The organism is Arenibacter certesii DSM 19833 (assembly GCF_000429545.1).
GTDB lineage: Bacteria > Bacteroidota > Bacteroidia > Flavobacteriales > Flavobacteriaceae > Arenibacter > Arenibacter certesii.
Map to the genome: position 1 here is coordinate 54,594 of NZ_AUCB01000020.1, position 24,365 is coordinate 78,958.

The 24,365-nt window shown below is 39.4% G+C and carries 16 protein-coding genes; 3 read left to right on the top strand and 13 right to left on the bottom strand.

Translation table 11 applies throughout. The features are described from left to right. From G466_RS0111630 to G466_RS23190, 8 genes are all read right to left on the bottom strand, one after another. Positions 1–2,640, bottom strand: a complete 2,640-nt coding sequence (locus G466_RS0111630; protein ID WP_157373861.1) for a metallophosphoesterase family protein — start codon at positions 2,638–2,640, stop codon at positions 1–3. 601 nt (positions 2,641–3,241) lie between these two features. Beyond that, positions 3,242–4,084: an N-acetylmuramidase domain-containing protein gene (locus G466_RS0111635; protein ID WP_026813822.1), complete on the bottom strand. Its 843-nt coding sequence runs from the start codon at positions 4,082–4,084 to the stop codon at positions 3,242–3,244. A 339-nt stretch (positions 4,085–4,423) separates the two neighbouring features. Continuing rightward, positions 4,424–4,606, bottom strand: coding sequence for a hypothetical protein (locus G466_RS0111640; protein WP_026813823.1), 183 nt, complete (start codon positions 4,604–4,606; stop codon positions 4,424–4,426). Then, on the bottom strand, positions 4,584–4,814 hold the full coding sequence (locus G466_RS0111645; protein WP_026813824.1) for a hypothetical protein: 231 nt from the start codon (positions 4,812–4,814) through the stop codon (positions 4,584–4,586). The genes G466_RS0111640 and G466_RS0111645 overlap by 23 nt, the downstream gene beginning before the upstream one ends. A gap of 458 nt (positions 4,815–5,272) precedes the next feature. Further along, positions 5,273–5,962, bottom strand: coding sequence for a response regulator transcription factor (locus G466_RS0111650; RefSeq protein WP_051315627.1), 690 nt, complete (start codon positions 5,960–5,962; stop codon positions 5,273–5,275). Positions 5,963–6,300: 338 nt separating this feature from the next. Next, positions 6,301–6,714: a hypothetical protein gene (locus G466_RS0111655; RefSeq protein ID WP_026813826.1), complete on the bottom strand. Its 414-nt coding sequence runs from the start codon at positions 6,712–6,714 to the stop codon at positions 6,301–6,303. Between the two features lie 41 nt (positions 6,715–6,755). Next, positions 6,756–7,769 carry a hypothetical protein gene (locus G466_RS0111660; RefSeq protein ID WP_157373862.1) on the bottom strand — a complete coding sequence of 338 codons (1,014 nt, stop codon included), beginning with the start codon at positions 7,767–7,769 and terminating at the stop codon, positions 6,756–6,758. Positions 7,770–7,899: 130 nt separating this feature from the next. Beyond that, positions 7,900–9,030, bottom strand: coding sequence for a toll/interleukin-1 receptor domain-containing protein (locus tag G466_RS23190; RefSeq protein WP_051315628.1), 1,131 nt, complete (start codon positions 9,028–9,030; stop codon positions 7,900–7,902). Between the two features lie 594 nt (positions 9,031–9,624). On the opposite strand from G466_RS23190, the gene G466_RS23195 reads away from it, so the two are divergent. Next, positions 9,625–10,851: a toll/interleukin-1 receptor domain-containing protein gene (locus tag G466_RS23195; RefSeq protein ID WP_084418815.1), complete on the top strand. Its 1,227-nt coding sequence runs from the start codon at positions 9,625–9,627 to the stop codon at positions 10,849–10,851. Between the two features lie 204 nt (positions 10,852–11,055). Here G466_RS23195 and G466_RS0111675 read toward each other — a convergent pair whose 3' ends face one another. Next, complete coding sequence (locus tag G466_RS0111675) at positions 11,056–13,053, bottom strand: tetratricopeptide repeat-containing protein (RefSeq protein ID WP_026813828.1); 1,998 nt, start codon at positions 13,051–13,053, stop codon at positions 11,056–11,058. A 10-nt stretch (positions 13,054–13,063) separates the two neighbouring features. Further along, complete coding sequence (locus G466_RS0111680; protein ID WP_026813829.1) at positions 13,064–14,209, bottom strand: patatin-like phospholipase family protein; 1,146 nt, start codon at positions 14,207–14,209, stop codon at positions 13,064–13,066. A 367-nt stretch (positions 14,210–14,576) separates the two neighbouring features. On the opposite strand from G466_RS0111680, the gene G466_RS0111685 reads away from it, so the two are divergent. Beyond that, positions 14,577–15,314 carry a hypothetical protein gene (locus tag G466_RS0111685; RefSeq protein WP_026813830.1) on the top strand — a complete coding sequence of 246 codons (738 nt, stop codon included), beginning with the start codon at positions 14,577–14,579 and terminating at the stop codon, positions 15,312–15,314. A gap of 4 nt (positions 15,315–15,318) precedes the next feature. Further along, a complete protein-coding gene (locus G466_RS0111690; protein WP_026813831.1) occupies positions 15,319–17,214 on the top strand; it encodes a CHAT domain-containing protein in 1,896 nt (631 codons plus the stop codon). 162 nt (positions 17,215–17,376) lie between these two features. Here G466_RS0111690 and G466_RS0111695 read toward each other — a convergent pair whose 3' ends face one another. The 3 genes from G466_RS0111695 to G466_RS0111705 all read right to left on the bottom strand — a co-directional run bounded on the left by G466_RS0111695 (position 17,377) and on the right by G466_RS0111705 (position 24,361). Next, positions 17,377–19,122: an efflux RND transporter periplasmic adaptor subunit gene (locus tag G466_RS0111695; RefSeq protein ID WP_026813832.1), complete on the bottom strand. Its 1,746-nt coding sequence runs from the start codon at positions 19,120–19,122 to the stop codon at positions 17,377–17,379. Between the two features lie 197 nt (positions 19,123–19,319). Next, positions 19,320–20,555: a TolC family protein gene (locus G466_RS0111700; protein ID WP_084418817.1), complete on the bottom strand. Its 1,236-nt coding sequence runs from the start codon at positions 20,553–20,555 to the stop codon at positions 19,320–19,322. A gap of 5 nt (positions 20,556–20,560) precedes the next feature. Then, positions 20,561–24,361: an efflux RND transporter permease subunit gene (locus tag G466_RS0111705; protein WP_026813834.1), complete on the bottom strand. Its 3,801-nt coding sequence runs from the start codon at positions 24,359–24,361 to the stop codon at positions 20,561–20,563. Between the last annotated feature and the right edge of the window lie 4 nt (positions 24,362–24,365).

A 24,365-nucleotide genomic window follows, 5' to 3' on the forward strand; every position in this document is an offset into this window, starting at 1 on the left:
TTACGTAATTTGTGGCCTATTGGTCTCGCTTCCGGACGCCACTAATGGCATCGTGTGTTTTATATGGGTACCCACAATATTCTTGTTGATATCCCTATCGCCCTTCCTGAACAAAAATTCATGTTTTACCTTCCAACTGGCACCATCAGCCTCAAATTTTATCAGGCCTACATTAGACGGCCAAACCATACGCCGATGTACTCCTGAAATAAAATTCTCTTGGCTACGCTGCACAATTTTCTTATATCCTTCTTTTAAGGAAGTGGGGTTGTTGAGAACCACATCTTCCGTAACCAGATCATCTTCACGTACCGTTAAGTCTGTCTGCACGGACATCCTATATCTGTAATCGGGAGCCTGATTTACGGTTGCGCCGGTTTGCCATCCTGCCGTAGGTAATACGGCAGGGTTCTGTCTTAATCTATTTCTATTTCTAATACTGACATCACCTGTAACGGACAATACCTTGTTTATCCAAACCAATTTCTCTAGTTTATCCCCTATTCCGGTCAGCACCTTTTCGGCAAGTGCCGATCTGTACAAGTGTTCAAAGCCAAAAGACTCATTTTTCAGGGAACTTGCGGTAAGCTGTATCATCCTTGCCTTGGGAGTAGTGCCACTTCCTTCCCAATAATCTAGGACGGAAGAAAACCCATAATGGACATCTCCGGAAAGGAGGATTACCTTTTCGAGCTTTGCCAATCTTTGGATCAAATTTTCCAAAGCCTCAAAATTAAATCCCCATGCTTCAAAGTCATAGTCGATCTGCCCTTGCAATACCCCAGGATTGGGCCCGGTAGTAGTTGTTATTCCCACAACCGAAGCGGCCGCCGGTTGTATTAATTCTTCAAAACTTTGAAGCCCAAAAACTGGGGCTGCCGAGATAACAAAGGAAAAAGGCGCATTCCCAAAAGGAACTGTTTCCGGTGTCTGTTCTAATAGTGCCTCTTTGGATACTAGTCCGGGCGGACTGTTTAAAGAGGGAAAGTTTCTTCGCGTTCGCGTGTCCAAAACATAGGTTTTGGTGGGGCCTGTATCCACATTATAATGCCATCTTACCAGATCTTGCGCGGGAATCGTGGCAGCGCCCATCCCCAATAAGTTTTCAATTGGTGATATAGTATTTTCCCTTAAGGCATCCAGTCCGGAGGTATTGGCGATACTAAAGCAATAATCGGATATTTTTCTGATCAGTTTGGTTCTTGGTTTAAGCGTGTTGGCGTTTTCCCCCGCCTGTTCAATTGCCACATACTCGTCCGGTACGTTGCCCCAATCTTGGAACACTGCATATGCCATTAGGCCATTTCGAATTACATCCCTTCCCAAAGGTTTTGAAAAAACTTGATTTTGCCATCTTTTGGAAAGGTTCCAATCGTCAGTCACTTCATGGTCATCAAAAACCATATAAGTGGGGGTATTGGCCATAACCCTGCTCACTTGGGGTAGACTATCAGCAAATTCTGCCATTTCCTTTAGTTCTCCGATCAATCTATTTTTGATTCCGGTTTTCCAACTGTTGAATTTTTCGGCAGGCGGACTTTCATTAAATATTTCGTTGAGTTTGTCGTTAAATACAAACTGTGTGGCATTCCCTCGTAGGTTGTCCACATCTCTAATGATAGGTATAAGGCCAGAGGTTTCTGGAAGGGAGTCGTCTTGAAGAAATTTATCGGCTACTTGGGCGATTACTGTTTTCACCTTACCACCCGTTTTCTTAATCTCATCACCTATTTTCTTTATTTCTTTGTAAAAATCAAGGTTCCAAGAGCGAACACTCCAATAATTGAGATACGTACCCGCAAACTCTTCAAAAGAGATCAGATGACACCTAGAACTTCCACCAGAGGTTAGACCGGCGTACTCTGCCAGAAGATGCTGTCTTAAAAATGGAGGAAAGCTAACACTGTCTACCTCCACATTTTCTGTAGACGCAGAATTGTTTATCCGTATCTGCACGGTTTCCTGTCCTACCAAGGAACCTCCGTCCTTTAACCCGGCATTAAACAGCAGCATGCCCGGCACATCATCTGCATAGATTTGGTCTCCGGTAAGGAATAGCTGTTGGGGCCTTTTGAAAGGGTCTACATCCACACCAATCACGCTTTTTTTAATGATATCGTCTAGATGGGCAAGGGCATCCATCCCATGACCGTGCATTTTTCTACAAGAAGCATGTGCTATAAATAGGTTTGCCGGATCATCGGCTGGCAATACAAAGGTGGGCAGTTCATCCGGTTTATAACCCAAAGCCTTTTGTGACCGCCCTTCGTGCTCACTATCCTTCAACAATCCATCTGTCCTTAGGTCCCCTTTGTCCGAAGGGTCATCGGAACTTCTAAAGAGCACATTATAGCTATAGGTTTGGCCTACTTGTAAGGGCAATAGGAGTTCTGCGGTGACCACCGTAATCCATAAATTTCTACCAAATTGCACGGTTACCGCTTCTGCGGCCGTTGTAGTATCTAGTTTAACTGCCACTGTAGTCGAAATTTCGGTTGCATCTGCGTTAACTTTCACATTATCCCCCTGATACACATTTAAGGTTAGCCTATAGTTCCTGGAACAAGCCATCCAAACAGACACTTTCCTCCTTTCTACCCTCCGTAGAATTGGTCCACAAATAATTTTTGGCATTGACATAGAGGTTCCGTATTAAATGAATTAATATGGGAGCAGACCCCATCGGTCTGCGACCAAATATTAAAGTTAATTCTACTGTTCCAATGAAACAGTGGGTAAGCATTGGGGGAATATTAATTAACCGGTAAAAGTTAATATGAACAAATGGGAGGATTTGGCCCTAGTTGCGAAAAACTACAAAACCTTCAATAAACACCATAAATATCAGAATATAAACGGTTAAAATCAATCCCCATTTTTAGGGGTTTTTAGATTGAAACACTACTTTGCTAAGCCTTGAAGGTTTTCCTAAAAATATCCATTACCTGGATTTTTTTGGAATACCCCTATTTTCCGTAGTTTTAGATTTCATCCAAGAATATCATGAACAGTTTCATTTGAACGGTTGTCTATGCCTCAGGGGTGAATATTTTAGAACCACTTGGGATATAAAAATACTTCGTTCGTTATTTTATGGATAACTTTCGCCAAATGCGATTGGTTTATGACTGGCTCAAACACAGGAAATCTAATTTATTCTCGTATCTATTCCGTGTACAATTAGATTAGCAGACCATTATTTTAAATAATTGCACAACTGGACAAAAGAAGTTTTTTTGTGCTATTGGTTACGGTATCGTTCATAAGCTGCTCTTAATTTAGCATCATATTTATTCTGCTTGTACCCCGGCCCATTATAGCCATGGGCAAAATTGGCCCAATTCTTTTCTTTTAACCAATTGGTCAACGTTTTGCCCCTAAAACGGTTTAGGGATATAAATTTCCCAAAGGCGACTAATTGTTCTCGTTCGTGCTCTTGCATCTTTAAGACAAATTCGTTTATTGAGGCATAGCCCAAGTTTTCATAATGGTATCCCATAATTTGAAAGGCTCCCCAAGAAGCCGAGCTGTATGCCGCATCGGCTACCTCAGGAAGGTCTGATATTTCAATAGCTTTTTGCAATCGGGAATATTCCCCAGAACCACCCTTGTAATATTTTCTTGTCCATTTTTCGTACAACACCTCTTTTGTTTTATCATTATAGAAATCTTGGGCGTTAAGACCCCGTTTTTTCAACTCCCGCCAAAACACGTGACCCTCAAATAAAATGACTGCTCTTCCGTCTACCAAAAAACCCTTTCCTCTGCTCTCTACCGAGTTCACGGCCTTGACCGCAGGGAGTTCTAGACCGTAATGATCTGCAAAATCTTGAAGATCTTGTTCTGACAATAACTTGGAGTTAAAGTTGGTGAACAGGTTTTTCTTTTCTACCAATTTGGCCCAGGTTTTTAACCCAACCATACCATCAACAACCAGTTCGTTTTCCTTCTGGAATTCCAAAATAGCTAGATGGGTATCCCTACCAAAAAACTGGGAGACATAAACCTCATACCCCAAGATGTTTAAAACTTCCTCGAGGAGAAATACTTCAGGGCCGCGGGAACGATATTTTAGTGTTTTCATTTGGTCTTTGTTTTAAGGGGGGACGTTATATAATTTGATTTTGGGAAAAGAGTATTAGGTGATGATTTTTTAATGACTCATGACGTTCACTATGAACTTGATATTTGTTCTCCATAATTGGCATGCAGTATTAGCAATAATTGGTGATAACATTTAAATTTTAAAGGGAGATCCCGGATATTTAATGCCCTATCACAATATAAATACCTTTAACAACACATTGAAAAATCCTGAATTAGTTTCAATGAGTGTCATCACCTAGCCTTATAATTTCAAATAATTCCTCTAAACCAGATTTACAACGGTAGGCATTCTAACGGAAACTGTTTTTGCTCCCGCCTACCTTGCGGCGGCTATTGCCCATTGTTCATAGGCTGCATGCACCAACCAGCTACGTTCAGAGTTCACAATTACTCCTCTCGTGATAACCAGTTCCCTCTCTTCCAGAATTACATTTACTGCTCCAAATTCTACTCCTTCTATCCCAATAGTTCCAACTTCAGTGGTACCATCCCTTAACAATCTTGTGAAAAATCTGGAAAGTCGGGATGTAGCCCTGCCCTACAAGTCCAGGCGAAACTGCTAATGCACCGCGAATTACAGAAGCTCCGGCACTTGTTCCATCTGAAGGAAGTAAATTAACAAGGATGTCAATAATTTCTAACCGCTCCAATACTTCTACCATTCCTGAAGCCACAACATCCCTATTTCTGGAATATTCCCCTTGCATGGCGTAAAACCCCAGAAAAATGCGGAGCGGGCAATTGTTTCTTTATTGATGAGATTATTTACCTTATCTTCTTCAAGATAGTTCGTGATCTTTAGTTAGTCGTTGATAGACCTAGTTAGAAACTTAAGGGTCAAATGTTTCATATATGGGTACATTATATTCTATTAAAAACCTGTGGGGAATAGGGGGCAAGTTAGAATCAAGGGCAAAGGAAAATTTTTTATAAATCTTCTTTTTGTTTTTTCTGAAGATGTAATAATACTACAAATAATAATCAATACTCTAGGTCCCATCTCTCTGGAAGGGAGAAATTGACTTATCCTATGCAAAAAAAGGGACGATTACGCAATGAACCCCTTATTTTACTATGTAATATTTTAAGATAAGCTTATAAAACAATCCCCATTTTCAGGGATATTAGTATTTTTTATAATAGGACCAGGGGGTTGCTCCTATGGTCAGATAAATGCGGCAGCTTTTTTAATTAAGTGTGCTGTATTTTTTACCTGAAACTTTTCGATTAGATTTTTACGATGTGATACCACGGTATGATTACTTATAAAGAGCATATCCGCAATTTCTTTGGAGGAAAAGCCATTAGCTATATGCTCTAGTACCTCTTGTTCCCTTCCTGAAATTTGAAGGCAATTATTGTTGGGAAAAGAAATGTCGTTTAGGCTTTGTGGAACTTGAAAACATTCTTCGACCTGTTCCTTAACCGAAACATCGTATATATAATTAACAGCTATTCTCTGAAATTCCATTTGATGTAAATAAATTTCATGCTTTACACAAATTCGTTTTCCCTCCAAAGTGGCAATATGATATTTTAGTATAAGGGGAGATTGGCTATTGTTAGCAACAAAAAAGTTGTTAAGAAGCTCCATCACATACATTACTTCATCTAAATCGATCTTTGAAAACCAAAAGCTCCAACCTTCACTCCATAATTTGGGAAGATTATTCGCTAGAATATTTTTACATCCCTGGTTACAATAAAGAAATTGAGCTTTTTCAATAAGATAAATACCCACCATCAAATTTTTAGAACGCTCACAAACCGCTACAATTTTTGCAATCCTTGTTAGCAATACCTTTTCACAAATGATATTGGGATTAAGACAATCGTTTATTTCCGTTACCTTCATTTTTCTGGGGCGTTTATCTGAAGTTAATCAACATTTATTGTTCTGTAGTATTCAATTGTGTGTATGGTTATTTTTTTTGTATAAATGAACTCATATATTGATTTATCTACTTTCATTTTTACGGTATAATATCTTACAAGGGTTGGAAATCAGTTTTCTGTGTTACATCAACTATTCTATGTAGAGGTAAACCAACAACGCTCCCAATAAAATTTCACTTTTCTCAAAATGAAAGAATGGTAAACATCCAGCTTTTTCTTGTTTATTTGAAGTAACACTTTTGAACATATATCGTTTAAGGACCTTAACTTTTGTCTTCCATATAAAATGCTAACGTTTTATCGTACCAAAACAATAGACCCTTCGGACGAAGTTAAATTGATACGATTAATGAAATGGTTGGTCTCACTAATGGGTGTCATTTTACCTTTATATTTGACTTTTACATTGTTTGCTCTGGTAATGGTAAATTCAATATCAAGACCATTAAAGCTTCCGCTTAAGGGGTTACCATCCAATGCCGAATTGTTATCATGCTCCTCTCTCCCATTAAACACACCTGACGGCACATTTTTATTGGCATCATTGGGCTGAAGATCCATTCGGTATTCATCATTAGTTCCCTCTACAGGCCATGTAGCATTAAATCCGGGAATAAATACAGTTCCACCACCATCGCTTGAGCTACAGCCTACACATGCGAATATAATGATAGCTATAACCATAATTTTAAATAAACTAAGAGTTTTCATATCTGTTGGATTTAAATTATTAATACATATTATCTTCTAAATTATTCACTTATTTCTACCCTAAGATGGGACAGAAACGGATTTATTTTTCCGTGCATAATATCAATTTGCCTCTCAAGGTCATCGGTAGTTGTTTTAACACTCTTAAGGATATCGTTCCTTATTTTTTGCTTTTCTTTCTTACCCCCAGTGCTTTCGCCATACTCCCAAATCGCCAATCTAACCTTGTCCAATTTAAGAATGTAGGTTACGTGTATATCATCTAGAATTCCTTTGAAAATAGCTTCTAGCTCTTGGCCCCTTGGCTCTTCCCAATATTTTATAAAACCTAAGTGATATTTGGCCCTATTGGCCGTAAGGGTATCAAACACATCATTATAGGCAAATATGGTCTTCCCCAGTTCTTCAAAGTAATTTTTATCGTCGAAGGCGAATCTGGAAATATCCTGAAATCTATTTTGAACATCCTTCACGCGAACCATATAGGTTGCCAACACCCCTGAAATTAAATCGTATTGTCTTTTTTTTGCAGCCAAAAGTTCTTTTGCGTGAACAAGATCCACTAAATCTTTCATGAATTTTTTTCGGGTCTGGTTATCCCGTATTAGCCCCCTGCCTATCAGGATACTCCCTTTTCTCAATATCACTTCGTTTAAACTTTGGAACGTTACCGTAACCTCGTAGACACCGCTATCAATATCATCTTTAACCTCCCCAAAAATGACCACTCCTGCCCTATTGGCTTCCAGACTATCTTTTGAAGCAATAGGTATTTTTTTGACATCCGAAATTTCCTTTCCTAAGTTTTGATGGGCCAGCACCCTATTAAAACGCCTTCGTTCTAACACCGTATAAAGTCCTGAATTGATGAGTTCAGTTTCAAAATCGTTGGTCAACATCGTTGCGATAGGCTTTAAGGCCACGTCGGAAACGCTAAAATCCCAGACGTAAACTATGGAATCATTTATGTTTAATGGGGGCACTATAGCCTGCGCCTTATTAGACAAAGCAATTATTAGAAATCCCGTAAAAAACACCAAGACTATATGCTTCATTCTATATGGTTTATAGTTCGCAGTTGTACTGCCAACAATCGTCAAGATGCCCATATAATGGGAATCTTTGCACAATTGGAATACTTACTAGTGGGGGAACTGGACTATTATGCAAATACAATTGACCAATCTAGTTACACAAGGTTAACTGAACATTGTCTTTATTAATCAGTATATCTGTAGCGCATTTATCTAAACCATCATTTATTTCGAAATGATGACTTTTTGCTTTCTTAGTTATCCTTACCGTTATGGATATTAGGCCTCTATCGATTATTTCGGCCCTTTTCCCATCTACTAAAACGGTCGCCTGCGCCATGGTGGAGGGGACGATTAATTTTACATCATACTTAATATTGGATACCGGAACCTCCTCTTTGTCATCTGACACCACTTCTTTATATAATATCGTCTCCGGATTTTCAGCCTCTAAATCCGAAAGTGAATCAGTTTTTTCACCCTTTACAATTGTACTGTCTAACGGAATCTCCTTTTCATTTCCCGGACCCCATTTGGTTATCGTCTGAAAGGCAGCCACCACTACCAAAAGAAATGCAATCAACAGAGCAATTCGTTTAAATATCTTGGTTTTATCTTTTTTTTTGTCCTTTAGACTAGAGCGGTCAACCTCTGCTGGCACTGCATCCCCTACAACTTCCTTCTTGTTTTGATTTTCATCATGCACGTCCGACTTCACTTTAACTTCTACGAGTTCATAAAGTTGTTTAAAGTCCGATTTAATGTGTCGGTCGGTATTAAGGGTATTTATATCCTTTAGGATATGCGTAAGTCGTGCTATATTACCTCTTATCGCTGTATACAGATTAAGATCGTCCGTAACCCCCTGAATATTGGAAAGTTCCTTTAATTCCTTAATCTTATTATTCAGGTTTTCGGTCTCATTTTCCCAGTATTTCAACAAATCTAGTCGATCTACTGCTTTTGCAATTTTGACCTCATCCAATACCACAGGAAAAATACGCTCATAAAAATCACGGTTCTCAAAAATCTGCAGCAACTCGAACATGCAATTCTCGGATCTCAGATATTTGTTGCTAATGATAAGGATGACATACTTTCCCCGTCCGATCTGCTCCATAAAATCTTTGATCCTACCCTTGTAGCCCAAATCATTCTTATCACGAATAATCCGTAAGCCTCTCTTTTGAAATTCCTTTTCTACTGCCTCAGCAATTGCTTCACTTTCAGAACCCCAAGCGTATGATATATAAATGGACGGCACATAACTACTTTTCTGCATTTACAGAACGTGTATTCCGATTGACGTTTATTCGTCCTTCGGCATCAATCTTTCTTTAAAGTACAATATTTCTTACTTAAGTTACGAAAAAATGTGTTTCCTGCAATGAATTTTATGTATTTGGTACTGAGAAATGCACCTTATAATTGTTTGTCAAATTAGGAATTTTAAAAACGTACTGCTTTATTTACATAGGGATGAATTACGATTTTATGAAAAATAGATTTATGGTTCGGATATCTGATATAGATGCAGTAGTTGTTTTGCTTAAATAAGTGGTTTTCGCAACCCTAAATACCTTTCAAAACCAATCACATAACATCCGAAGACCATTGCCAGTTTTGGAAACCAATGGGTAACCGACTATACATTAAATAGTGCTACTCATACATTTATATCCGAATTATGAATAATTCCTTCTTATTTTAATACAAGTTAGATCAACATGAATTAATTTTATTATGGATCCTCCAATAATCTATAAATGGAGAAAGGTGGTTTAACAAGGGGCTCCCATAAAACCACTATGGAAATGAATGATTTAAGTTCGCCCCACTTGTAGTATTCCCTCGAAAAATAATAAACACTTTTATTATGAGTTTCTCCAATCTCATGGGAAAGAAAGTAAAACCTCGTATTTTCATCTGCTACCGAAGGGGCGGAGAAGGTGCAGGTTTCGGCGGCCGTATTGCCGATAAATTAGTCAAACATTTTGGAGATAGTCAATGTTTTAGGGACATAGAAGATATTGAAAAAGGAACCGACTTTGTAGAAAGTATTAAACGTGCCACCAGCATCTGCGATCTGCTTATTGTAGTCATAGGACCAGATTGGACAAGTATGACGGATGTACATGGAAATATACGGCTACAAGACCCCAATGATTTTGTCCGCTTGGAAGTAAGTACCGCACTGAAACGTGATATTCGGGTAATGCCTATTTTGGTAGGTGGGGCAAAAGTTCCTTCCGAAGAACAGCTTCCTGACGATTTAAAAGCGCTAGTAAGAAGACAATCACATGAACTCACGGACCAACGCTGGAATTATGATACGGACGAATTAATACGATCCATTGAAGCAATGGGTATAAAAGGAATGTCCCCTGAAGAACAGGAGGCCCGAAAAAGAAAACAAAAGATATTTACTGCTGTTGTGCTCACTACCTTCATACTTCTAATTACGGTTGGTATTGGTTTTATGTTTAAGTCGCAACCAAATGATAAGGATATTAACCGTAGTGGAAATGAACTTTCACCAACTACCGTAGTTATTCCCAAGCAAGAAATCTCAGCTAAGAAAATTCCAGCTAAGGTTAATAAAAATTTCCAGCCCCTTCCTGTTTCAGATAAAAGTGCATCCGATTATAGTACGGAGATAGGTTCTATAAAAAACTCCATTCAATTGGCGTCCAGCTTAGAATCCTTAGCAATGGCTACTTTAGATATTACTCCTTTAGGGCAAGTTTTCATGGGAGATGCCCTGCAGAATTACCAAACGGTTCTATCCGAGTATTATCAAATGGGAATTTATAGTCTAAACATTATGGAGGCTCAGACTTTTGGAGATATAGCGGTATTTAAAGAAGGAAATAAATTAATGGCCGAGGCCGAAGTTCTGGAAATCTGGTCTACACATACGCATAGAACCTCCGATCATTTATGTTTAGTGCATCAACCTTCCCACAATGCACCGCAGACCGTTTATCTAGAAAAGAAAAATGATAGTTGGTATATTTCCTCCATAATGCAACACAATACTTCCATGCCAACTTCGACACAATGTGGAATGTATGATTGTCCACTTTTGGCAGGCCTCCAGTAAATAGATCCCACATAAAACGAAAGATTTTTTTTATAGTTAGCCCAATATGATTTTATTTCTATGTAGAAATCCAAGGGCCATTGTTGCTAAATCCGGAAAGCGCAGTGAAAGATGTACTATGTATAGGTGGGACATTGAAAATATTGTATTAGCCTAATAACCTCAATACTTCAGATTCAGGATGAATGAGGTAAGTAGGTTATATTATAAATCAATAACTTTACTTTTAGCACCTTTTTTCTTCACTTCCTCTATCATGTGTTTGGTTCCTCCAGGACCGTCTTCGCCCTTCCCGTCCCACAATGCCAGTAATGTAAGGTTATGTCCGCCATAGGACAAGGCTGTATTTAGCAACCACAGATTGTTACGCTCCCAAAAAGAATACCCTTTTTTACCTTGTAACCAGATCGGAAGTTCTTTGGTATCGGCCAAAATGCTTATCTCGGTATCTGGGTCCTCATAAAGATTATAAAATCGCTCTACCCAAGTATTTCCAGCTTGTTGAACGGATTCTACAATGAATTTATCGGGAGGTAACGCCAGGTACATTTTTCTTTTAATCCCCAGTTCCCTACAAACTTCTAAAAAAAGTATATCCCCCCCACTGGCACCACCGGAAATTCCTAACCATTCTTGATCTGTTGGTGTCTTCTTAACTATTTCTTCTATATTGCCTTTAATCCTTTGGCGCACATCAGGCTCTAATTCTTTTGGAAACCTTGGAGATTTTCTATCTTCCGCATCGATCATATGACCGGTAAAAAGAATTACTTTTTCTGCTTGGACTGGGGATTGATCGGAATTTCCGAATACCTCCAGGGCTGCGTTTACCTTATTGGACATTATATTTAATTTTTGGAACAAAATCAGTTGTCTTTTCGCGGCATCAAAATTCAGGTCAGTCCCGGATTCGATGGCGTTACAATATAGGATTTTTATTCTTTCAGAATTATCGATCATTAAAAAAGCCAGATCCGCTAGGGTTATATTTACCCATGGATCGCTTAAATTATCTCGTTCCAATGCCTTTTTTGTTGCAAAGACAGCTCTTTTCACCGTTGTTGCTAATTCACCAAACTCGGTAATATAATTATCCAAAGCCGTTTTGGCTTCATGGGGGCTATCAAATTTAGATTCCCAAATATAGACTTCCCTTACTGCTAGCTCGATGATTGTCTTTAGAAGTCCCAAAGCATTTACCCCAGAATAAAAATGGTTTAGGTCTTGATCATATCCCAATGCGTAATTTTTATATGCTTTTTGTAAAGAAGAAGAACGAATTGCCTCCTTCCCCATTTCTTCGGGCTCCAGATCTATCCATCTTCTCACCCATTTGGTTTTTTCGTTTCGCCCTCTAAGGGCATAGGCTTCTGCCCGTTTATTTCTATCTAAAATGGAAAACTGATCGAACAATCTATTGATAGCCATTTCTGATTTTGCCAATAACTGCTGCGCAATATCTGAATTGTGCTTAATTTCAACATCTTCCAATCTATGGTAGATCGTGGCCAAATAGTCGTTGGCTTCTAAATCATGAGGTTTTCTTTTTTGTATTTTCTCCCAGACCTCCTTAGCATCGCAATAAAACTTGGATTTAAATTGAATATCCCCTATCATTCTTAAAGCTGGCATTTCCCATGAAAAAAATTGAGCTTCAGTGGCCAATAGGGACAACTTGCCTCTATGTTCCGTTTTATTTGCAATAAAAACCTCCTTGCAAAAATCTTCGGGTACTGCCAAAAAGTGTTCGGGATTTTGTGCGGTTAGTTTAGGAAGCATTAAAAAAACAGGACTATCGGTACGTTCCGAATTCAACGTCTGCTTCAATGCTTCAGTAAGTACTTCCACATAGGCATCCAAATTATCCTGTTCGTAGGCAATATATCGGTCCGTCTTTAAATCGAAGGGTACCTCATCCTTTCTACAACGAATCATCAGTGTCTTTTTAGCCCGTAATGCATGCCTAATGCCCAATTCATAAAACACATTTGCGTTGTGAATGGAGATATCGGCAACAACAACATCACTTGTGAGCAGGAGTTGGAACATATCTTGCCGTATGTTACCTGCCTCCATAATAACTCCGGTTGTGTATCCTTTAATTCCCGCGTTTTGCAATGCCGGAAGGATCAATTTTTCTTGTACTTCCTCAAAATTAATTCCATTCTTTTCACCAAAAGGCCTAACAATAAAAGCTTCCATAGGTAATTATCTATTGCACAAAAGATCCTAAATGATCTAAGCTAACCTGTGCCTTAGCTGTTTTGGCACCCACCAATTGCAGGTCTTTCATGTGTTTTACAGAATCCATCTTACCCACCTTTTCGGGATCTATATGACCTAATCCCAAAGCTTTTAGCCCTTCTTCGCTAAGGTCGGCATTGTAACGAACATAGAGAAAATCCTTATTCTCATTACCTTTTTTGGAAACCATATCCCCCAATTCCCGATCTATCTTTTCCCCAAAAGCACATCTGCCAAAGGTACGGCAGTTGATATCCTGATCGATCTGTATGGCGTACATCAGATTAGTGGGCAATTGCAATAAGGTATTACCCAGATTTCTATACTCTCCCCCAGAAGCGGCACTACCCGTTCCTACGGAAAGAATTAACAACTTGTCCTCCCCCTTTTCCCAGTTTAGCTTATACACTGGCTGTGTGGCCATACGGTACAATAAAAAAGCAGGATTATTGTAGGGGGTAACCCCGCCATCTACAAACACGAAAGTTTTGGACGGGTCTTTGGAATCCCATTCCAAGGTTTCTGGAGGAAAATAGGCTGGTGCCGCGGTACTTGCCCTTACCAACTGGTACAGCTTAACATTTTGATTATTATCGGGTCTATTTTTGTCGTTATACTTAGCCAAGGGATTGTTGCTAATTGGCCATGGCGAGTCCGTACTTCGGTTCATAGTAACTACTGTTAACAAAGCCTTGAATTTACCATTGGAGATATCCATATTGGTATCCTTCCCAAAAGTATCCTGCAACATCTTCAACAAGGGCCCCGATTCATAAAGCGATTTCCATTTTTTTAGTAAGGCAGACTTATCAAACATGTCCTTTCCCTTTTTGGTATAGAAATCCAATAGTTCCCCAGCTGACATCCCAATGGAGAGTCCGGCAGCAATTATTGCCCCCGTACTGGTGCCCCCAAAATAATCGAAGAAATCACATAATCGGAAATCCTCATTTTTTTTAAGTTTTATACGCAGTTCCTTTTCCAATTTCAGTAGAATTTCCAACGTTATAATACCGCGTATTCCCCCACCATCCATAGCGAGAATTTTACGTTGTTGCGGATTTTCATAACGTTCCGATAGATTCCCCCAAAGGGAAGTGTTGGTAGTTGTCATAACAGTCCTCTATTTATATAAATGGATAGAAAGTTAAACAGTGTAAGACACCATCTCTTTTTATCAATAAGTTACAATGTTATCGAGGGGTATGTACTTGGGGGAAATGCACTAATGCCATAACAGCCATTTGGGGAGATAATGCTGCTATTAAAAAATAGTTATAATCTATCCAAGTTAGAGTTTTATTTCCTAATCCGCAATAATATCCGAATGATTTCTACCAAATCCCCTAGAATTTTCATAACTTTAAGAACAAACATTCCTCTCCCCCTTTTTATTTAACTAGTAAAACTTATTAAAAGTCGATTTATGGTATTGGGCCAGTCTCACTACCAAAATCCCATAACCTCAAAACCATTATATCATGAGTGGATTAGCACATAGTTATGAAAAAGCGATAAAAAAAGAGCTGGGTGCGCATGCGGCCTGGCTTCCTGTAACCAATACCCTTTCCGTAGGCGATTTTGGTTACTTTGAAGGTGGAGTATTCCGTTCCGTGGGGAATTTGAACAAAAAATATCCAGATATTGTTCTAGACATTACACCAGGGCCCGCTACTAAAGTAAATTTTACTACAGAAGGAACTAGGATCACCAGAGTAGGGGCAGATGGTAAATCAACGGATTCTTTTGCTAGTTTGGGCGATGCTGAAGCTGCCTTGAATTACAAATTTGAAAAGGAAAACTCACTGGTCATAAAAGCAGAAAAAGTAACAGTAGATCAATTACAGAATATAGATGAAGTAGCCTTGGCCTTGGCTGGAAAGTCTGAATGGAGAAAAAAATATAAGGTGATCTCTGCCGTTTATACTGGTGAAAATTGCCTTATAATTTGCGCTAGGGAAGCAGGGTCGGACTTTAGTATAAAGGCAAGCGCCAATATTCTAGGTCAGATTGAGGGTGGTAAGGCCGAAGGGGGTCTTAATACCTCCTCCTCCACTGCAAGCACCTTTAATTCTATAGGAGAATCTGGAGTTGTAGGCATCAGACTTTTTAAACTTAACTGGTTCAATAAGACCAAATTACTGGGAGATGACCAACTTACTGCTGAGGATATAACGATAGAAGATACCTTAGATAAGGCCATAGAGGACGACTTTTAAAACTATGAAGTCCGATAAGATTGAATACATACGTTTTGACGATCTCAGTACCGGCATCCTTATGGGCAATAAGCCCTATATCCTTTCGCATGGAGATTTTTGCTCTTTACAGGAGGTACGTACGCCCATGGGACAGATTGAACTATTGGAACAGTTGGGAGAACAACTTCGATATGACTCCAAAACCTCTGGAACCGCTATGGAAAAATGGGAGACCATTAAAAAGTGTAGTGATCAGATACATTCCTTATTTCTCGGTCTGGATAGGCTTCCAAATGATATTTCACATCTGGAAATCTATTTAAACCCCTCCGAATTGGCCTTGATTCCTTTTGAATTGTTATTGAACGACAGTGGGCAACCACTTTTTGTAAATAAGAATGGTGAACAATTGGTACTCACTCGCAATTTCAGAAGGAATACTATAAAATATGTACCGACTCCTAGTAAGCCCCGGGTATTATTTGTGCACTCCAAACCGGACCATAAAAATTTCCTAGGGCTACCTTTCCCAGACATTCCTTTTAAGGATCATGAACAATCATTAAAGTATGCCCTACGGCATTGGAATCCAGAGAAACAAATAACAGTTCTGGACAATCCCACTTTTGAAGAATTTTCGACCTTCCTCTATCAGGCTGATAAAAATAATGAACCCTTTACCCATATCCATATTTTGGCTCATGGCTCACTGTTATTAGATCATAAGAGGCCCTCAAATTTTGAATATGGTATTGCGTTTCATTCCAAAGAACCTCTAGACAGCCCTTATAAACCTACTACTGCAAAGGAGATCAAAATCCTTTTTGAATTGCTACACACTCTCCCCTATTTCGTGAATTATATGATCTGTGATGGCGCCAATTTCACCAATGGCACCAAACCGGACCGTAATCCGGTGCAAGCTACCTTTAAGGCAGGCGTGCCTATAGTGATAGGGTCGCAATTTCCATTGTCTGTAAAAGGTTCCAATAAAATTACCAAAGAATTGTACAAAAGACTGTTTCGTGCAGAGGATATCCGTACTATTTTAGGAAATATAAGAACGCAACTGTATGCCGGGGAACAAGAGTACCATCACGATTGGATCAGTTTGGTTAGTTATATAAACCTGCCCCATAATTATGAATTCCAACTACTTATGCTGAAAATGGAATATCAGTTAGTCATTTTGAACAGTATTAGAAATTCAACTTTACAAACAAATACAGAAGCCATTCCTTCAAAAGACGATTTTATACGGGCCAAGGTACAAATCGAAGAGTCCATTAACGATCTGAGTGCGCAGGTGAAGGAAATTGAATATCAAAAAAGCAAAGAAGAAGCTTTTTTAGAAAATAGCGGTCTTTTGGCAAGTGCCTTTAAGCGTTTGGCCGAAATAGAATATAGGGAATCCCTAGTTCTGGATGGCGATACCACAACAAAACAAAAACAATATTTAAATGAAGCGAAAAAGTGGTATAAAAAAGCGGCAGATCGTAATTTATCGCACCATTGGAGTATTGTGCAATACATTTCCTTGGCAACCCTATTGGATGGTGGGCCAACTAAAGCGAAGGGCGATTATTGGTGTACAGCAAGATTAGCAGCCTTAACCGAAATAGACGCTAACGATGCCCTGGATAAAAAGAACATTTGGGCCTATGGTAGTTTATTGGAGCTATATTTATTAAAAACTGATGGCTACGATAATGACCTGAAAACCCAGATTATTCACCTGACTGAACAACTTGTTTCTAACGCCAAAATACGTAATAACCCCGAGGCTATAGTCGCAACAAAGTATCAATTATTACGCTATAAAGATTGGTGGAGTTGCCCAGAGTTTATTATCCCAGAGGGGACATTGGTAAAGAATCGTGATTTTCTACAGTTGGTGATCGATCGTTTGGATTGCTAGGCAGGCAAGGGACAATAATCTATAACGTATTCGATCTAAGTATTTCCCGATGGACTAAAATTCACGCACATCTTGCACCCTCAATATGTTATTAAAGGGTGGTATAGAAATAAATCCCATACCACCTTCTATAAGCACTACCACTCTTATTAGCAATAATCGCTACTCAATTTCATCCGTAACTTCCCCACATCGAAGCATACTGGCCCCGAAATACGGATTTAGGATTTCTTCCTCAGTGCTCAACCAAAACGCCCCCACATCATTATTCACCATAGGGCAATACTCCACATACACTTTTTGGTCGATGCCAAAAGTTTTTACGGCATTAATTAAATGTGCCGAAAGTGTGATGAAATTATCCCTTTGCATTTTAATATCAGAAGTTCTGGATATTTCGGTAGCTGCTTCTTGAAGCCCTTCATTTAAATGCATCCATTTATTATGAGCATCGTCATCTTTTAATAGTTTCATATCCACCTTCCTTATGCTTTTAAGCAAGGTGCTAGCAGTATTTTGTGGGATTTCCGCATTATCCTGGACCAGTGCATTTTCCATAACCATATAATCATCAAAAACTGCTTTCAACTGTATACGGAACTCAGAAGGCACTTTCAATCTTTCTATACCCTCTAAATGATGCAAAGGATCTATTTCCATTTCCTCTCCAACATTCATCATACTTCTTTTGCCTTGCAACTGTGCCGCCGCATCTACTGTAAAAGTCCCATTGGTCACCACCTCTTCTCCGTTAGATAGGCCATCAGTTATAGTGTACAGTTCTCCACTTTTAGCTCCCAAACCAACCTCTCGCATTTCAAAAACAGGTTCATCAGGATTTGTTTTTACGTAAACTAAAGACCTATTTCCCGTCCATAGCACTGCCGAAGCTGGGATGCTTATTTGCTCCTTGTTTTCATTACTTTCTGCCATTTCCACCTTGGAAACAACGAACATTCCTGGTTTTAAAACTCCCTCTTTATTGTTTAAGGTTACCCTTACCGATACAGTTCTTGATTGGGTATTTAACCTTGGGTCTATAAACGATACCACAGCCTCAAATTCCTTATTGGGATACGCATTGGCGGTAACCGTTATTTTCTGACCTTCCTTTAACTGAGAAATCTGATTCTCATAGGCATCAAAAATAGCCCACACCGTTCCCAAATCACTAACCTTCACTATTGGCTGTCCTTGGCTAACGTAGTCTCCAACTTCAGCTAATTTTTCGGAAACAGTTCCCGAAACCGTGGCATAAATGGGGAAATTCTCACTTACTTTCCCCGAAGTTTCTATTTGCTCGATTTGCTTTTCTGTTAGTTTCCATAATTTTAATTTATTTCGGACCGCATTATACAATGCAGGTTGCGACTCCTTCATGGTAGCCGCCGTTAGAAGTTCCTGTTGTGCAGCAACAAGGGCTGGGGCGTATATAGTTGCTAGCAGTTGTCCTTTCCTAACTTTTTCTCCAGTGAAATTAACGTTCAGTTTTTCTATTCTCCCTTCAAAATAACTGGCTTGAACCGCATTTGCCTCCTCATTGGGCATAATTTTCCCAGAGAGCATCAAGGAGTTATTTTCACCTTCGGAAGCATTGCCTACAATGGTAGTTTGTATATTGGCCAGAGACATGGCATTTTTTGTCATTCTTATCTCGTTCAATGCAAGACCTTCTGCACCTGCATCTGCAGGTATTAGGTCCATTCCACAAAGCGGGCAATCGCCAGGTTCTGGTTGCATAATTTGAGGATGCATGGAACAGGTCCACATTTGGATTTCACCCTCAGCACTTTCTGAAGTATGGGAACCGTGGTTGTCTGAAGACCCTTCATTGTTAGTTCCAAAAAACACATAACCCAAGGCCAATCCAAGAGCTAATATTGCGGTATAGATGATATATTTTTTCATGATAGTTTTATTTTATTTTCCCTTCAATCACTTAATGAGATTTAATTGCTTTGCTATTTACTTTAATGGAATTGACTTACTTGTTAACCGTTGTTGCGCTAGGGATTGCAGCGGCATCCTTTTTTCCTTTAAAAAAGATATAGCGAAAAGCCCGTCCGAGCGCGATAGCATTACAATTTAAATACCATTAGAAAGTTTTATTTTATATAATAGTTAATGATGCTCATTTGCTTAAAATAGTCGCCAATAGCTTCCACACGATTCAGCTGAATATTTAATTGCAACTCTTGGACATCCAGAACTTCCCTAAAATCCATAGTTCCCGTTTCATAATTCTTAAATAATATTTCAGTAGCTTGCTCTGCTTGCCTTAGATTTTTATCATGGGTCTCTAAACTAATACGTGCCGCATTTCTACTTCTCACTGCAGATTGTAATTGGGTTACCAATGAGTTTTGTGAGGCTTGTTTTTGAATATCCAACTCCTCATATTTAAGTTTGTTCTGCCTAGCAATTGATTTATACCTTTTATTAAAAATTGGAATAGAAAGAGACACCATTGGCATTAGCATATTAGGGTTCTCATTGAACAGCATATAGTCCATTCCTATTCCAAATTCTGGCGCACTTTCCTTTTTATTAAGTGCATCTGCATGGGAAACCACCTTAATCAACTCCTCATATTTTGCTAATTCGGGATGCAGCTCAAGATTATTAAAATCGATTTCTATATCCTTTTCCGGAACTGCTAGGCTATCTAAAATAGCTACATCTGCAACTTCCTTTCTGCTCATTATCTTATTAAAAGCAATTAGTTCTGCCTCATAGTCCTGTTCTAACACTAATTTCTTTTCTATAAGGTCGTTTTGCCTCATCTGAAGTCGCAACACAGATACTGCAGAGGCTTTCCCTACCTCCACCGAGGTTAGCGCCAACTGCTCATACACCTTTAAAAGTTGAATATTGGAATCCAATACCTGTTGTTTTTTCACAATTTCATATAAGCGATAATAGGATTGGGACAATGCCATGGCAACCTTTCTTTTGGCAATTTCAATCTCCAAAAAATCGGCATCTGCCATTGCCGTAGCATATTTACCACGTGCGGCAAGCGTACCAAACCAGGGAAACATTTGCATTACAGAAAACTCGCCTTCTTGCATCATTGCCATATCACCTTTCCCAACCATATACCCTCCTGAAATCTGAGTATTAGGAAGCGAATTGACCTCTGAGATCTTTTCTGTAGAAATTGCATATTGCTTTTCTACTGCTTGAATACTCGGATTATTCTTGATCGCTTCTTCAATATAGGATTCTAACCGTTGACCTTGCGCAGACCAACCAAAGAACAAAAGTGAAACTAGCCATACCCCCACATGGAGGAACCTCGGTCTACGCAATCTTTTAGTTGTATTAAATATCAGATTCATTAATTCTAGATTTCTTTAAGGGTTCTTAGTTGTCTTTTCAATTTCGCTTCCTTTCTCCAGCTAAATAATACAGGAACTACAAATAGGGTTATTAGCGCTATCAACATTCCACCAAAACTAGGAATAGCCATTGGGATCATAATATCACTACCCCTTCCTGTAGAGGTGAGGATTGGTAATAAGGCCAAAATAGTGGTAGCTGTTGTCATTAAACATGGACGTAATCTTTTCATACCTGCTTCAACAACGGAAGCTCTAATTTCCTTAACCGATTCTGGATCGTTCTTATCAAAGGTCTGGGTGAGATAGGTTGCCATTACCACCCCATCATCGGTAGCAATCCCAAAGAGGGCTATAAACCCTACCCAAACGGCCACACTAAGGTTTATGGTATGCATTTGGAACATATCCCGTAAATTTTCCCCAAAAAAATTGAAGTTTAAAAACCAGTCCTGACCATAGAACCAAATCATAAGAAAACCACCTGCAAACGCTACGGCAATACCCGTAAAAACCATCAGGGAAGTAGATACGGAGCGGAATTGGAAATAGAGTATCAAAAAGATAATCGCCAACGCCAAGGGAACAATGACCGAAAGTGTTTTCTCTGCCCTTAACTGGTTTTCATAAGTTCCGGTAAACTGATAGTTTATCCCTTGTGGAACTATAAGCTCACCACTTTCTATCTTTTCTTTTATTAACGCTTGTGCATTCTCTACTACATTTACTTCTGCAAATCCTTCAAGTTTGTCAAACAAGACGTAACCCACTAAGAAAGTATCCTCACTTTTAATCATCTGTGGTCCCTGCTCATAGCGTACCTCAACAAGTTCTCCTAAGGGCACGGGATTACCTTTCTCTACTGGAACATAGATATTCTTAAGATCTTCGGGATTAGCTCTCAATTCACGTGGATATCTCACCCTCACTCCATAGCGTTCTCTTCCTTCTACCGTTTGCGTTAACGGCATTCCACCCACTGCTACTTGAAGAATTTGCTGTACCTCTTCTATAGAAACTCCGTAACGGGCCAATCGGTCTCTTTTAATATCTATAAGCAGGTAAGGTTTCCCAACAATACGATCTGCAAAAACAGCTTCTACTTTTACTCCTTCTGCATGCTTTAGTATTTCTTCCAATTCTATCCCGAAAGCTTCTATCTCCCTAAGATCTTGGCCTTTCACCTTAATTCCCATTGGGGCGCGCATTCCTGTTTGCAGCATCACCAAACGGGTTTCAATAGGCTGCAATTTTGGAGCAGAGGTTACTCCAGGGAGTTTGGTTACCCGTACTATCTCATTCCAAATATCGTCTGGAGATTTTATATCCGGTCTCCAATTCCTATAAAACTCACCCTTATTATCGGGTATAAGATTTTGATATTCTACAAAATAGGGATCCCCAATATCTGAATCCCCATAATGGGTATCCTCTGCAATTTCACTATTGGGATTAACAACATAACTTCCATCCTTAAGAACAAACAACCCATCCTTATTGACTCTAAACCGTTGGCGTTTTCCGTTTTCATTTAGCATGTATTCTGACTTATACAGAATAATATTTTCGTACATCGCTAATGGTGCTGGATCAAGAGCAGACTCGGTACGCCCTGCTTTTCCAACCACCGTTTTAATTTCAGGAATACCCGCCACTGCCATATCCAACTGCTGCAACACCCGTTTATTTTCCTCTACTCCGGAGTGTGGCATGGAGGTAGGCATCAGTAAAAAGGATCCCTCATTTAAGGAAGGCATAAATTCTTTACCTGTATTCTGCCAGATTAATACCCCGAAAACTACAATTAACGTTGGCACAGAAAGGAAGACTACTTTATTACGGAGTGCCCAACGAAGGATCCGAGAATAATAATGCAAGAAAACCCAGAATCCTCCTAATAATCCAAAACAGATAAAGCCTACGAATAATAGGTTCCAAAATATACTTTTATCCAACCCAAGCGGACGCCAGAATTCTGCCAATAAGAACACAATTGCCAAGGCAGAGATGGCTATATTTAAAAAATTGGCTCCTTTTTCAGTGAGGAAAAGCTTGTCTGATATTTTGAATGCAATTTCCTTATCTTTTAATAGCCCAGTACAACCGAATCCGATTAAAACAAGCCCTAACCAATAGCCAAAACCAATAGCTGTAACCCCCAATAAGATCAATAATCCATTGATTAGGTACCCCGTAGTTTTTCTGATAGATTTTCTTCTGAACAAATAGGCCGCAAAAGGGGGAATAAGGAAAAGCGCCACTACAAAGGCAGCGATTAATGCCATGGTTTTGGTAAACGCCAAGGGTCTAAACAACTTCCCTTCCGCCCCTATCATAGTAAATACCGGTATAAAGCTAATAATAGTGGTGAGTACCGCCGTGAGAATGGCTCCAGAGACTTCGGCACTAGCAGTATATACCACCATATTGATAGGTTGTTTAACACCTGTTTCTCTATATCGCTCATCTTCCTCATCTAGGTGCCTGATTATATTCTCAGAAAGTATAACCCCAATATCCACCATGGTACCAATGGCAATAGCTATACCGGATAAAGCAACAATGTTTGCATCCACATTAAAGAACTTCATGGCGATAAACACCATTAATACCGCCACCGGCAAAAGGCCCGAAATAAGGATGGACGCTCTTAGGTTGAAGACCATAACGATAATCACCAATATGGTAATGAGTATTTCTAAACTTAAAGCTTCGTCCAGCGTATCTAGGGTCTCTTGAATAAGTTCTGAACGATCATAAAAGGGAACAACAGTAAGCTGAGAAATAGTCCCATCCGAAAGTTCTTTAGATGGAAGTCCGGCTCTTAGTTCCTCTAATTTCTCCTTTACATTAGTGATCACCTCCATTGGGTTTGCACCGTACCTTGCCGTTACCACTCCACCTACGACCTCAGCCCCTTCTTTGTCCAATATTCCTCTACGTGGGGCAGGCCCTAAACTTACTTTAGCGATATCCTTGATACGTATAGAAGTGTAATCTTCCGAAGTTACTTCAGCGTCTTCTATATCGGCAACAGATTTTATATACCCAAGACCCCGCACCAAGTATTCCACTTGATTGATTTCCATTGTTTGGGCACCAATATCCTTATTACTTTCCTTGACCGCTTTTACAATTTCCCCTAGACCAATGTTATATTGACGCATCAGTTCCGGTTTTACATCTATCTGATATTCCTGTACATAGCCCCCAATAGATGCTACTTCAGAAACGCCACTTGCCGAAGAAAGCGCATATTTCACATAGTAATCCTGAATGCTACGCAATTCGTGCAGGTCCCAACCACCGGTTACATTGCCCTCTTTATCACGACCTTCCAGCGTATACCAATAAATTTGACCCAATCCTGTAGCATCTGGACCCAAAGATGGATTTACACCATCGGGTAGCAGACCTGAAGGCAAGGAATTCAGCTTTTCTAAAATTCGGCTACGACTCCAGTAGAATTCAATATCCTCTTCAAAAATGATATAGATACTGGAAAAGCCAAACATAGAAGAACTACGTATTGTCTTCACACCAGGAATTCCCAATAAGGTGGTGGTTAGCGGATAACTTATCTGATCTTCTATATCCTGTGGAGAACGACCTTCCCACTGGGTATATACGATTTGTTGATTTTCACCAATATCGGGAATGGCATCAACAGCCACGGGATTGGTAGGGAGAAACCCGGTATCCCAATTAAAAGGGGCATTAACAAGACCCCAACCTACGAAAAGTGCGAGCATTAAAACTGCTACCAGTTTGTTCTCTATGAGAAATTTTATGCTTTTATTTAGCATTTGT